Genomic DNA, 11,945 nt, shown 5'->3' on the forward strand with positions numbered 1-11,945 from the left:
ACCTTCTGGACGTCATCGCACGTCACTCTTTCCCGAAACGCCAGAAGGGGATCGCTGTGTACGACCTCGTGCTGCGCCGCGCGTTGATCACGGAGGACGGTGCGCCGGCCGACATCGCCGTCATCGACGGAATGATCGATGCGGTGGGCGACGTGCCGCCGCAGGCTCCCGCCCGCGAAACCATCGACTGCGACGGACTGGTCGTCGTCCCCGGTTTCATCGAGCCCCATCTCCACCTGGACAAGGCCCTGTTGAGCGGAGTCGGCCGACCTGCGGAGACGCTGGCCGATGCCATCGAGGTGACGGGGGAGCTCAAACGCGACTTCACCCCTGACTCCGTCAGGGCACGCGCCCTCCAGGTGCTCCGGTGGGCCGTCGGCAACGGCACCACACTGATCCGCGCCCATCCGGACGTCGACCCGGTCGCCGGGCTCGTCGGGCTGGACGTCATGCTCGAACTCCGCGAGAGCCAGAAGCATTTGGTGGACCTCCAGGTCGTCGCCTTTCCCCAGGAAGGGATCGAACGTGCACCGGGCACGTACGCCCTGCTGCGGGAGGCGCTCCTGCGGGGTGCGGACGTCGTCGGCGGCTGTACGTACAACGAGGCGGACGTCGGCGCCTGCCGTCGCCACATCGACACGGTGCTCGGCCTCGCCGTCGAGTTCGGGGTACCGGCCGACCTGCACGCCGACTTCGCCGACGACACCGCCGACGGGCGCTTCGCCCTCGCCGGAGTCCTCGCCGAGGCCACCCGGCAGCACGGTCTCGGCGGCCGGGTGACGCTCGGCCACGTGACCTCGCTGGCCGGACGGCCGCCCGCCGAGCGGGCCGAAGTCGTCGCGCTTCTCGCGGAGGCCGGAGTCGCGGTAGTCGCGCTGCCCGCCACCGACCTGTACCTCGGAGGGCGAGGCGACGACCGGGCCGTCCGCCGGGGAGTGGCCCCGGTCCGGGAGCTGATCGACGGGGGAGTGGTGACCGCCTACTCCTCCAACAACGTCCGCAACGCCTTCACGCCCTTCGGCAACGCCGACATGCTCGACATCGGCCACCTGCTCGCCCAGACCTGCCACATGGGCGGCCCGGCCGACACCGGGCGGATCCTGCGCATGGCCACGACGGAGGCCGCCCGCATCACCGGCGTCCACGACGGCTACGGCATCCACCCCGGAGCCCGCGCCGACCTGGTGGTTCTCGGGACGCGCCGCCACGCGGACGTGCTGGTCGACCGGCCGGAGCGCCGCTGGGTCGTCAAGCGTGGTCGCGTCGTGGCGCGTTCCGTCCGCACCACCGAAATCATCGACACCCCGGCAGAGGCCGCCGGAGGCATCCGGGCCGCGTAGAGCGCTGACCGGCCGCCTCGCGCCCACGACTCGCAATCGGTCGCGGACGAACCGTCCTCTGCCGTCCCCCGTTCCCGGAGACCCCTCCCGGGATGGTCTCTGCCCCTTCCCACCTGCCGTACGTCAGGAGCACGCCATGCGTGAGCGCATTCCGCACGAACTCACCGCGTCCGTCCTCGCCGCGACCACCGCCTTCGTCGGCGGGACAGCGCTGAACCTGCCGCCGTGGGCGATCTTCATCTCCTGGGCCGGACTGCACCTGATGGGCGGACCGACCCTGGCCAACGCCACCCGGCTCTGGCGGGCGATGCCGGTGGGCTCGGCCTTCGCCCTGGCCATCGTCGTCTGCGAACAGCACCTCGCCCCTCACGTCAGCGAGGCGCGATGGGCACAGAACGCCCTGCTCGGCACGGTCATCCTGGTCCTCAACACCGCCCTCATGTACACCGGCCGCCTCCGCGCCACCTCACTCGTCCCGGGCATGTTCCTGGGATTCGCCTCCTACTTCGCCACCTACTTCGGAGGCTTCGGCTATGAGCCGGGAAACGTCTGGGCGGCATGGCTGAGCGTCGTCGCGATGAACGCGCTCGGCCCCGTCTACGCGTATTTGGCACACCGGCTCACCCTGTCCCGGCCCGTCCCCGCCGTGGAGTTCCAGACCGTCGCGGCGGAGGCCCGCTGACCATGCCGCAGAAACCGACTGAGGCACCCGCCGCCCTGGACCGGATCGATCGGCCCGAGATCGTCGCCGAGGTCCGCGCCCTTGCCGATGCCTACGAGGCCGCACTGACCGGCAACGACATCCCCGCCCTGGACGGCTTCTTCCGGGACGCCCCGGAGACGGTCCGCATCGGCGCGGGGGAGGAGCTCTTCGGTGCGGCGGAGATAGCCGAGTTCCGCCGTCGGCGGCTCGCCACCGGACTGCGGCGCACCCGGCTCAGGACCGAAGTGACCACCTACGGACACGACACCGCCGTCACCACCACCCTGTTCGTCCGCGACGGCGACCCCGGCGTCGGCAGACAGACCCAGACCTGGCTCCGGCTGCCCGAGGGCTGGCGCGTCGTCGCCGCCCACGTCTCCCGGCGCCCGCCGGCGCCCTGAGGCTCCCGCACACCCCGTCCGAGCAGCGCCACCCGCGTACCACCGAAGGGATCACCATGGCCGAACCACGCACGACCGCCGACCACCACACCCCAGCGGGTGAGGAGTACGAGCACACCGCAGTCCCGGCCCACGCCAGGAAGAGCCTGCTCTCCGTGGCCGGAGTGTGGGCAGGCTTCCCCATGTGCCTCGGCAACGCCGTGTTCGGCGGCCTGATCGTCTACAACCTCGGCCTCGAACAGGGTTTCTGGGCCATCCTCACCGGAAACCTTCTGCTCTTCTGCTACGTGGGTGCGCTGAGCCACCACGCCGGCCGGACCGGGCGCAGTTTCGCGCAGCAGTCCGCCGCGGTGTTCGGCCCGCGCGGACGTGCGGTCGTCTCCGGATTCCTCGCCACCGTCGTCATCGGCTGGTTCTCCTACCAGGTCGGTCTCACCGGCACGGCCCTGCACCAGGTCCTCGGCTGGGCCCCGTTGTGGGGAGCACTGCTCGGGGCCGCTGTATACATCGGCCTGACCGCGGCCGGTATACGCGCCCTGTCCGCCGTCGGGCTGCTCGGCGTCCCGCTCTTCCTCGTCACCGCGGCCCTCGCCTTCTGGTACGCGGCGCAGGACGGCGCCGGCCTCTCCCAGGCCCTCGACTTCCAGGGGCACGACCACGGCATCACCTTCTGGTCCGCCGTCGGCATCGTCATCGCCGGTTTCGTCGACTCGGGCACCATGACGGCGGACTTCACCCGCTGGAGCCGGGACGGCCGGTCCGCAGTCCTGGCCACATTCAGCGCGTTCCCGCTCAGCAACACCGTCGCCTACCTGGTCGGTGGCGCCGTCGTCGCCACCGGCGGGGCCGCGAACCCGGAGACCGACGGCGGCACCTACCTCGGCCTGCTCACCGGACACGGCGCCTGGATCACCGCGTTGGCCGTCCTCTTCACCCTCACGAACCTGGGCTCCGTCGCCGCGCACTGCCTGTACAACGCGGCCCTGGGATGGTCGGGTACGACACCGCTGCGCATGCGCCCCCTGGTCGTCGTCCTCGGGGTCCTCGGATCGGTCATCGCCCTGACCGGGGTGTGGAGTTCCATCGTGAGCTGGCTCCAGCTCCTCGGTATTCTCGTGCCGCCCATCGGGGCCGTGCTGATCGTCCAGCACGCGACCGACCGGTTCCGGCGGCGTCCGCCGCGACCCGCCGACGACGTCGAGGCACCCGCCGGGGGACCGGGTTCCCGCCACGCCGGATACGTCCTTCCCGCGCTCGTCGCCTGGGCGGCCGGATCGGCGGCGGCGTGGGTGCTGCACCACACGCACCCCGGCTCCGTGGACGCCGCGCTCGGGTTCGTGGTGGCCGCCCTGGTCCACGGCGGCCACCTCTGGTGGACAGGGCGCCGCCCGACCGACGCCGAAGCCCCCTCGGGTATGCCCCCGCTGTCCGGCGCCCAGGCCGGCCCCACCCCTGCCGAATCCGCCGAGCCCGATCCGCTCCACGTGTGAGACGAGCAGCCTGCCCGCCCCCGTCCCCACTTCTCCGACCCACCCCACCCCACGTCCCCGCCGAGAACAAAGGGCTCCCGTGACCCCCGAAGAACGCGACGAACTCTGCTTCCTGCCGGCCACCGACATCGTCAACGGCGTGGCCGACCGCCGCCTCAGTCCGGTCGAGATCGTGGACGCTGTGCTGGACCGGATGGACGAGGTCAACCCACTGATCGGCGCCTTCTGCACACCGGCTCCCGAACAGGCCCGCGCGAGGGCGGCCGCGCTGGCGGACCACCTGGCCCGTGGCGGCACCCCCGGACCGCTGGCCGGTGTGCCGCTCGGCGTGAAGGACCTGATCGCGACCGCGGGTCTGCGGACCACCTCCGGTTCCCCCGCGTACCGCGACCACGTACCCGACGAGGACGACATCGTCGTGGAACGGAGTGTCGAGGCCGGAGCCGTCGTGCTGGGCAAGACCAACACCACGGAGTTCGGATACAGCGCCGTCGGCCACAACCCCCTCTTCCCGCCCAGCCGCAATCCGTGGAGCACCGGGCTGACCCCCGGGGGCTCCAGCGCCGGTTCGGCCGCCGCGGTCGCCGCGGGACTCGGCCCGGTGGCGCTCGGCAGCGACGGCGGTTGCTCCTTGCGCGTGCCCGCCGCCTTCTGTGAACTGGTCGGCTTCAAACCGTCGATGGGCCGCGTCCCCGTCTGGCCGGGATGCCGCGACGAGCGGTTCCCCGGCGTCTCGGGCTGGGAGAGCCTCGAACATCTGGGAGTGCTGACCCGGACGGTCGCCGACACCGCCCTCATGCTGTCCGTGCTGGCCGGCCCCGACCCGCGGGACCGGCACTCCATCCCGTGCCACGACGTCGATTGGAGCACGGCGGTCCGGCGCGGCACCGTGGAAGGATGCGGCGGACTCCGCATCGCCTACAGCCCCGATCTCGGCTACCTCCCGGTGGACCCCGAGGTGCGTGCGGTCGTCGACGACGCCGTCTCCGTCTTCCGCGACCTGGGCTGCACGGTCGAGGAGACCGATCCGGGCTGGAGCGACCCCGCGGAGGCGTTCCAGGCGCTGATCACCGCCGAGACGGACCTGACCGGCATGCGCCGCCTCATCGACGCGCACGGCCCGTCCATGTCCCCGCACCTGGTGTCCTGGATGACCCGCGAATGGACGGCGCAGGAGCTGACCGACGCCAACATCGCGCGCAAGGCCCTCACCAACCGCATGGCCGCCCTCATGGCCCGCTACGACATCCTCATCACGCCCACCTCCGCCGTGCCCCCGTTCCCCGTCGGTATTCAGGGCCCTGGCCGTATCGATGGACAGCGCGTCACCGACACCGCCTGGATCGGCTTCAACTACCCGGCGTCCCTCACCGGCGCGCCCGCGGTCAGCCTCCCGGCGGGCCGCACACCGGACGGTCTTCCCGTCGGCCTCCAGCTGATCGGCGGCCACCTCGCCGACGGGACCGTCCTCCGCACGGCCGCGGCCTACGAGGCGATACGTCCCTGGGCCCACCGCCGTCCGAGCCTGACCGGCGGCCGGGCGGTGCGGGAGCGGACGGCGGACACCGTCGCTCCCTGAAGACCGCCGTCGGGACGCTTCTTGAGGGCCTCAGCGCCCCGGCGTGGCGTTCTCGTGATCGAACTCGACGGGGCGATGATCGGCACGATCACGCTCGATCCCCACGCGGAGCGTCCCGGGCGCCTCCGTCCGGACATCGGATCGGCCGAGCCCGGCTATCCCCGACGGGCGGTCTCCTGAACGCTGAGCAGCAACCCGTCCCGCGTCACGGCGGTCACCACCCGTACGTCCACGACGGAGCCGTCGACGACGTGGCGCTCAACGAACCGGTACACCTCGGGGGTGATGCCGGTGACGTCCTCGATCCGGATCGACAGGCCGGGCCGGCTGCCGCCCGCACCACGGAGGGAATCCTGGAGCGTCTCAAGGCCGAGGACCGTTCCATCTGTCGTCACGAGCATGAAGGACTCGTGGTGCGCGCCCAGGAAGGCGTCGAGGCTTTCGGCCGCTCCGTCCCTCAGCCACGCAGCCAACTGGTCGTGCAGTCGGTCGAAGAAGTCTTCGTTCATCCCCCAACTGTGACAGGGAAAGCCCAGGCGTATGCAGTTCCGGATCGCCTTCCGGGTCAAGGCGGGCAGATCGGCGATGGTGCGTCGGCGGACGGGCTTGGTTCGGGCGCGGTGTCATCGGCCTCCCAGCGAAGCAGTTCGCCGGGCTGACAGTCGAGCGCCTCGCAGAGCGCGGCGAGCGTCGCGAAGCGCACCGCCTTGGCGCGGCCGTTCTTGAGTACCGCAAGGTTCGCCGGCGTGATCCCCACACGGTCCGCGAGTTCGCCCACGGACATCTTCCGCCTGGCCAGCATCACGTCGATGTCGACGGCGATCGGCATCAGATCACCTCGTTCAACTCGGACTGCAGATGCGCCGCTTCGACGTCACGGGCGACGGCCTGGGCCAGGAGCATCCGCAGCACGAGCACGATGAGCGCGACTCCCAGGATGGCCACGGCGATCCCGCCCATGATGACGGTGACCCCCGGGTCGTCGCGCTGGCCGGGTGCGTTGAGCGCGGTCACCGCGAACCAGACGACAGCGGCCGCGACGATCGAGCCGATGATGGCGTCCACGTACCTGAAGGCGGCGTGGGAGAAGACGGTTCCGCGGCGCACCATGGTGACCAGCCGCCATACGGAGACGAGGGCGACCTGGGCGGTCCCGATGCCCAGGATCGTGATCACGCGCAGCGCGGTCAGCGGGAGCGACCCGTCCTCCGGGTCGTTCCCGCTGACCAGCGCCCACACCATCAGTGCCTGCACGCATAGCGTTCCGGTGAGCACCACCACGAGCACGGCGCGCAGCGCGCGCACGGTCAGTTTTCCCATGACCCATCCTTCCATCGAGATACGATGGGAATCTATCGAATTTCGATAGGTTAGGCAAGGGCTGATTCCTGGCGGGGTGTTCACACCTGTGCCGGCCGGCTCACATCCGACTCCGACACCTCGGCGGTGAACATCCGGGCGAGGACGTTGTACGCGGCCCCCCTGGCGAGTGCCGGTTCGTCGGCGACGGCCAGTTCCAGCTCGGGGGCGGGTGTGTTCTCGTGCGCGTACTGGAGGCGGAACATCCGCTCCGTCCGGGCCGCGAACGCGGGCAGGTTCATCTCGTGGGTGAAGGCCATCACGACGCGTTCGGGGCCGAACATCTTGGCGGCGTTCGCCATGGCGGTACCGAGCTTGTCCGCCGCGTCGGTCATGACCGCTCCGCCGTCGTCGCAGAGGTCCTCGGCGTCCGCGCCGCGCCGTTCCAGTTCCTGCCGGATGCCCCAGTGGCTGCTCCAGGTCTCCAGGCAGTTCGCCGCCCCGCAGTGACACGGCCGCGGCGCTGCGATGTCCGCGCAGACGCGGGAATGGGCGAACCCTCCCGCCGAGCCGTTGAAGCCGCGGTGGATACGCCCCTTGACCACCACCGACGCGCCGAGGCTCGGACCCACACTGAAGAGCAGCAGGTCGCGGCCGGCCAGCCGGCCGTCGAACAGGAGCAGTCCGGACGCGAAGGAGTTGACGTAGCTGTCGAGGACGACCGGGGTGCCCGTGAGCTCGGTGAGCCGGTCCCGGAGCGGTACGTTCTCCCAGCCGAGGGAGCCGCTGTGGCGGACCATCCCCGTCGCCTGGTCGACGACCCCGGAGACGGCGACGCCCACCCCGGTCAGGGTGGCCTCCGGACGCAGGGCCGAAGCGGTTGCCACGGCGCGGGCGATGGCGGCTTCGGCGGCTTCGGGGCGGGTCGAGGGGAGGGCCTCCCGGTGTGAGGCGACCGAGTCCCCACGCAGGTTGACCAGCGTCACGAACGCCTCGGTGCCGGAAAGGCGTACGCCCGCCGCGAGCACGGTTTCGGTGCCCAGCTCCAGCAGCCGGGCGGGCCGTCCTCCGGTGCTGGGTACCGCGTCCGTCTCGGAGAGCAGCCCGGACTGCAGGAGCTTGCCGGCGATCCCCGTGACGGTTGCCGCGCTGAGACCCGTACGGGCGGCGATCACCGCCCGCGCCACCGGGCCCTGGGCCCGTACGACATCGAGCACCAGGGCTTCGTTGATCTCGCGGATCAGGGCTTTGCTCCCTGCGCGTGGCTTCATCTCGGGCGGATCCTTCGGGCTGCTCGGCATCGGGCGCCTGCATTCTGGCAGGCGGTACTTAATTCGGTCATTGACAAAAGTAGCGCAGGCTGGCAAGTTTCCGCCACATGAGTCATACGGTCGGTGCTGACCCCGAGCCGCCCAGCGGCCCCCGTTCCCCCGAGAAGCCCCGGATTCTGCTGAGTGTTCCCGCAGCCGAGGCCGACGCGTTCTTCCCGCCGGGCACCCGGAGCGCCCTTGCCGCTCTGGGGGAGGTGACCGAGGCCGAGCCGAGAGCGCTGCACGATCCGGAGGCGTTCCGGAGCGCGCTGACGGGTGTGCACGTGCTCGTCACGGCCTGGGGCTTCCCGCGTCTGGACGCCGAACGCCTCGCTCTCGCACCCGATCTGCGGTTCGTCATGCACGCCGCCTCCTCGCTCCACTGGCTGATCAGCGACGACTTCTGGCAGGCCGGAGTCCCGGTGTCGCAGGCCGGCGCGGCGATGGCGCCCGCGGTCGCGGAACTCTCGCTCTCCTTCACCCTGTCCCTGCTGCGGCGCACCCACCGCTACGACCACGCACTGCGCGGGGGAGCGGACTGGCAGGCGGCCCGCGGGGCCCGCAAGGCACGCGAGATCCGGGGCGCGCGCATCGGCGTCGTCGGCGCGTCCCGCACCGGCCGCCGCTACATCGAGGCCTGCCGGGCCCTCGGCGCCGACGTGCGCGTCCACGATCCGTATCTGGCCGAAAGTGATCCCCTCGCCGCATGCGCGGCCACACTGCCGTCGCTGCTCTCCTGGTGCGACGTACTCGCCGTCCACGCCCCCGCGACCGACGAGACCGCCGGGCTGATCGGCGCCGACGAGATCGCGTCCCTCAAGGACGGCTGCCTGGTCGTGAACACGGCCCGGTCCTCGGTCCTCGACATGGACGCGCTGTTCGAGGCGGTGGCCTCGGACCGGATCGACGCGGCGCTGGACGTGTTCGACGAAGAACCCCTGCCGGCCGGCGACCGCTGGCGGAACCTGCCCAACGTCCTGCTCACCCCGCACATCGCCGGCGCCACCGCCGACTCCCGGCAGCGGGCCGGACGGATCGTGGTGGACGAGATCCGACGGCACCAGGCCGGAGAGCCCCTCGAACACGCGGTCACGCGGCAGGCGATGGAGTCCATGGCATGAACAGCGACACGGCACCCAACATCCTCGTACTCCACTGTCACGACCTCGGCCGGTTCCTCGGCGCCTACGCCGTGCCCACGGTCGTCACCCCGCACCTGGACGCACTCGCCGCGGAATCGGCGCTCTTCGAGGCGGCCTTCGCCACGTCACCTCACTGCAGTCCCGCCAGGGCCTCCCTGTTCACGGGCACCTATCCCCAGACGAACGGCGTGCTCGGCCTCACCCACGACCCGTTCGGCTGGGACCTGGCCGAGCCGGCGGACCACCTCGCCCACCGGCTGAGTACGGCCGGGTACCGGACCGAACTCATCGGCGTGCACCACGAGTCCAGGGTCCTGCCCGACGACGTCGTGGCGGCACGGCTCGGATTCGACCGGGTGCGCACGGGCGGCGACCGGGACGTCGTCGTCGAGCGCACCACCGAAGCTCTCGACCGGGCAGCGGAGCGGGCGGAACCCTTCTACCTCCAGGTCGGCTTCCACGAACCGCACCGCACCCCGTCCAGGAACGACAGACCCGGCGTGATGGGGTTCCTCGGCGATGCCGTCACCCCCGACGACTCGCTCGGCCACACCGTCCCCGCGTACCTGCGCGACGACGAGGGAGCGCGCGAGGAGATCGCCGAACTCCAGGGCGCCGTACGCCACATGGACGAGGGCGTCGGCCGCGTCCTGGAGCATCTCGACACCCTCGGACTGCGGGACGAGACCGTCGTGGTGTTCACCACCGACCACGGACTTCCCCTGCCCCGGGCGAAGTGCACCCTCTACGACCCCGGCCTCGAAGTCGCGCTCATGCTGCGCGTACCCGGCCGTGACGCCTGGGAAGGGCGCCGGATCACCCCCATGGTGAGCCACGTCGACGTCCTGCCGACCCTCCTCGAACTCGTCGGCCTGCCCGAACCCGAGCGCGTCGCCGGAACCAGCCTCGTGCCGCTCGTGGAGACGGGAGCCGCAGTCGCCGCGCACACCTTCGGGCAGCTCACCCATCACACGTACTACGACCCGAAACGTTCGGCACGCTCGGACACCCACAAGCTCGTCGTGAACTTCGCCAACGCACCACGTGCCATGGACCCCACCCAGTCATGGGTGCACCGCAGCCTGCCGGCCGATCTGAACGGCCCCACCATCGGGTCGAGCCCCCTGCTGGAGCTGTACGACCTCGGCGACGATCCGCACGAGACCCGCAACGTGGCCGACGAGCCCGCGTACGCCGACGTGTTCGCCGCACTGGCCACCGCGCTCCTCGGCTGGATGCGGGAAGCCGGTGACCCCCTGCTCACGGACCGGCCCCTGCTGGCGCGCCACCGCGACGCCCTCACCGCACTGACCACGGCCGCAGGGGTGCCCCTGCCCGCCGCACCGTCCGCGCACGGCCCCGCCCCCGACGCACACCGCTCCGACAGCGGAGCCGTACCCGCCCGAGCACGAGAGCGAGAATCAGCATGAACATCCGACCACTGCGTACCGCAGTACTGGCCGCCTCCCTCGCCGTGGTGTCCACGGCCTGCTCCGCTCCGGGCAACGGCGGCAAGCCCGAAGTCACGGTGTGGATGTATCCGGTCATCAAGGACGAGGCGGCCGGGAAGAAGTACTGGCAGCAGACCGAGGCGGACTTCGAGCGGACCCACCCGGACACCGACCTCACCATCCAGATGCAGACGTTCGACAAGCGCGACGCACAGATATCCGCGGCCCTCGCCGCAGGCTCCGGTCCGGACATCGTGCTCATCACCCCCGACCAGGCGGCGACGTACCAGACGGTGGGAGGTCTGCTGCCCGTCGACGACGCCGTGAAGGACGACCGGAAGGCCTTCTATCCCGAGACGCTCAAGGCCGCCACCATCGACGGCAAGCTCTTCGGCGTACCGCTCTTCCAGAACATCAACACGACCGCCTACAACACGAAGATCTTCGAGGACGCCGGTCTCGGCCTCCCGAAGACCTGGGACGACGTCCTCGCGGCCGCCCCCGTGCTCGCCAAGCAGGGCATCGCGGTCATGGACTACGCGGGCAGTCCGGAGCAGACCCTGAACCTCTCGTTCTACCCCCTCCTCTGGCAGGCCGGCGGCAGCGTCTTCACGGATGACGGCAAGGACGTCGCGTTCGACTCGGACGCGGGCGTGTCCGCGCTGCAGTTCCTGGTCGACCTGAAGAAGAAGGGCGGCCTGCCCGCCGACGCCGCCACCGACGGACCCGCGGTCGAGGGCGCGCCCATCGCCGACGGCAAGGTCGCGATGCGTGCCGTCACCTCGCTGCCCGAACTCACCCAGATGCGGGCCGCGCTGGGCAAGGACAACGTGGCTCTCGGCCTTCCCCTCCAGGGCAAGGAGCGCGCCACCTACGGCAACCCCGGTCTCCTCGCGCTGACGTCCATCACCGAGGACGGGAACCGCGACGCGGCGAACGAGGTGCTCGCCTACCTGAGTTCACCCGAGCGCCAGGCGTCCCTCAACGCCGCGGCAGGGAACTTCCCGACCCGCAAGGACGTGAAGACACCCGGCACCGGGCCGGACTTCAAGGCCCTGAACGACTCGTTGCAGTACGCCAGCCCCGGCGAGCCCTCACCGGCCGCCCGCCAGGTGATGGCCGCCCTCGCCCCATACATCCAGGGCGCCCTCGGCGGGGACCTGTCGGCGCGGGAGGCGCTCGAGAAGGCCGCGAAGGAGGCCCGCGAACTGCTGGCCCGCTCCTGACCCG

At 71.1% G+C, this 11,945-nt stretch carries 12 protein-coding genes; 8 read left to right on the forward strand and 4 right to left on the reverse strand.

The genetic code is table 11. The annotated features are described in order from the left end of the window. Positions 1 to 56 precede the first annotated feature (56 nt). From OG408_RS39070 to OG408_RS39090, 5 genes are all read left to right on the forward strand, one after another. Positions 57 to 1,340, forward strand: a complete 1,284-nt coding sequence (locus OG408_RS39070) for an amidohydrolase family protein (RefSeq protein ID WP_326674249.1) — start codon at positions 57 to 59, stop codon at positions 1,338 to 1,340. A gap of 136 nt (positions 1,341 to 1,476) precedes the next feature. Beyond that, positions 1,477 to 2,022: a DUF1097 domain-containing protein gene (locus OG408_RS39075; RefSeq protein ID WP_326674250.1), complete on the forward strand. Its 546-nt coding sequence runs from the start codon at positions 1,477 to 1,479 to the stop codon at positions 2,020 to 2,022. A gap of 2 nt (positions 2,023 to 2,024) precedes the next feature. Further along, a complete protein-coding gene (gene hpxZ, locus OG408_RS39080) occupies positions 2,025 to 2,444 on the forward strand; it encodes an oxalurate catabolism protein HpxZ (RefSeq protein WP_326674252.1) in 420 nt (139 codons plus the stop codon). A gap of 56 nt (positions 2,445 to 2,500) precedes the next feature. Continuing rightward, complete coding sequence (locus tag OG408_RS39085) at positions 2,501 to 3,934, forward strand: purine-cytosine permease family protein (RefSeq protein ID WP_326674253.1); 1,434 nt, start codon at positions 2,501 to 2,503, stop codon at positions 3,932 to 3,934. 79 nt (positions 3,935 to 4,013) lie between these two features. Beyond that, positions 4,014 to 5,513: an amidase gene (locus OG408_RS39090; protein WP_326674254.1), complete on the forward strand. Its 1,500-nt coding sequence runs from the start codon at positions 4,014 to 4,016 to the stop codon at positions 5,511 to 5,513. Positions 5,514 to 5,668: 155 nt separating this feature from the next. Here OG408_RS39090 and OG408_RS39100 read toward each other — a convergent pair whose 3' ends face one another. The 4 genes from OG408_RS39100 to OG408_RS39115 form a co-directional block, all read right to left on the reverse strand. Next, positions 5,669 to 6,022: a hypothetical protein gene (locus OG408_RS39100; protein WP_326674255.1), complete on the reverse strand. Its 354-nt coding sequence runs from the start codon at positions 6,020 to 6,022 to the stop codon at positions 5,669 to 5,671. 56 nt (positions 6,023 to 6,078) lie between these two features. Then, complete coding sequence (locus tag OG408_RS39105; RefSeq protein ID WP_326674256.1) at positions 6,079 to 6,342, reverse strand: helix-turn-helix domain-containing protein; 264 nt, start codon at positions 6,340 to 6,342, stop codon at positions 6,079 to 6,081. After that, positions 6,342 to 6,833, reverse strand: coding sequence for a DUF2975 domain-containing protein (locus OG408_RS39110; RefSeq protein WP_326674257.1), 492 nt, complete (start codon positions 6,831 to 6,833; stop codon positions 6,342 to 6,344). Before OG408_RS39110 ends, OG408_RS39105 begins: the two co-directional genes overlap by 1 nt. 80 nt (positions 6,834 to 6,913) lie before the next feature. Continuing rightward, positions 6,914 to 8,083 carry an ROK family protein gene (locus OG408_RS39115; RefSeq protein ID WP_326674258.1) on the reverse strand — a complete coding sequence of 390 codons (1,170 nt, stop codon included), beginning with the start codon at positions 8,081 to 8,083 and terminating at the stop codon, positions 6,914 to 6,916. Positions 8,084 to 8,190: 107 nt separating this feature from the next. Here OG408_RS39115 and OG408_RS39120 point away from each other — a divergent pair, with 107 nt between their 5' ends. The 3 genes from OG408_RS39120 to OG408_RS39130 are packed head-to-tail and all read left to right on the forward strand — an operon-like array spanning position 8,191 to position 11,941. After that, on the forward strand, positions 8,191 to 9,243 hold the full coding sequence (locus tag OG408_RS39120) for a hydroxyacid dehydrogenase (protein ID WP_326674259.1): 1,053 nt from the start codon (positions 8,191 to 8,193) through the stop codon (positions 9,241 to 9,243). Further along, on the forward strand, positions 9,240 to 10,694 hold the full coding sequence (locus OG408_RS39125) for a sulfatase family protein (protein ID WP_326674261.1): 1,455 nt from the start codon (positions 9,240 to 9,242) through the stop codon (positions 10,692 to 10,694). Before OG408_RS39120 ends, OG408_RS39125 begins: the two co-directional genes overlap by 4 nt. Next, positions 10,691 to 11,941, forward strand: a complete 1,251-nt coding sequence (locus tag OG408_RS39130; RefSeq protein ID WP_326674263.1) for an extracellular solute-binding protein — start codon at positions 10,691 to 10,693, stop codon at positions 11,939 to 11,941. Before OG408_RS39125 ends, OG408_RS39130 begins: the two co-directional genes overlap by 4 nt. The last annotated feature ends 4 nt before the right edge of the window (positions 11,942 to 11,945 follow it).

It is taken from the genome of Streptomyces sp. NBC_01257 (assembly GCF_035917255.1).
Lineage (GTDB): Bacteria > Actinomycetota > Actinomycetes > Streptomycetales > Streptomycetaceae > Streptomyces.

Bases quoted from the DNA above. Each gene is read 5' to 3' on its own strand.
- OG408_RS39120 (WP_326674259.1), top strand. From the start codon at position 8,191: ATGAGTCATACGGTCGGTGCTGACCCCGAGCCGCCCAGCGGCCCCCGT.
- OG408_RS39105 (WP_326674256.1), bottom strand. From the start codon at position 6,342: ATGCCGATCGCCGTCGACATCGACGTGATGCTGGCCAGGCGGAAGATG.
- OG408_RS39110 (WP_326674257.1), bottom strand. From the start codon at position 6,833: ATGGGAAAACTGACCGTGCGCGCGCTGCGCGCCGTGCTCGTGGTGGTG.
- OG408_RS39085 (WP_326674253.1), top strand. From the start codon at position 2,501: ATGGCCGAACCACGCACGACCGCCGACCACCACACCCCAGCGGGTGAG.
- OG408_RS39115 (WP_326674258.1), bottom strand. From the start codon at position 8,083: ATGAAGCCACGCGCAGGGAGCAAAGCCCTGATCCGCGAGATCAACGAA.
- OG408_RS39100 (WP_326674255.1), bottom strand. From the start codon at position 6,022: ATGAACGAAGACTTCTTCGACCGACTGCACGACCAGTTGGCTGCGTGG.
- OG408_RS39130 (WP_326674263.1), top strand. From the start codon at position 10,691: ATGAACATCCGACCACTGCGTACCGCAGTACTGGCCGCCTCCCTCGCC.
- OG408_RS39125 (WP_326674261.1), top strand. From the start codon at position 9,240: ATGAACAGCGACACGGCACCCAACATCCTCGTACTCCACTGTCACGAC.
- hpxZ (WP_326674252.1), top strand. From the start codon at position 2,025: ATGCCGCAGAAACCGACTGAGGCACCCGCCGCCCTGGACCGGATCGAT.
- OG408_RS39075 (WP_326674250.1), top strand. From the start codon at position 1,477: ATGCGTGAGCGCATTCCGCACGAACTCACCGCGTCCGTCCTCGCCGCG.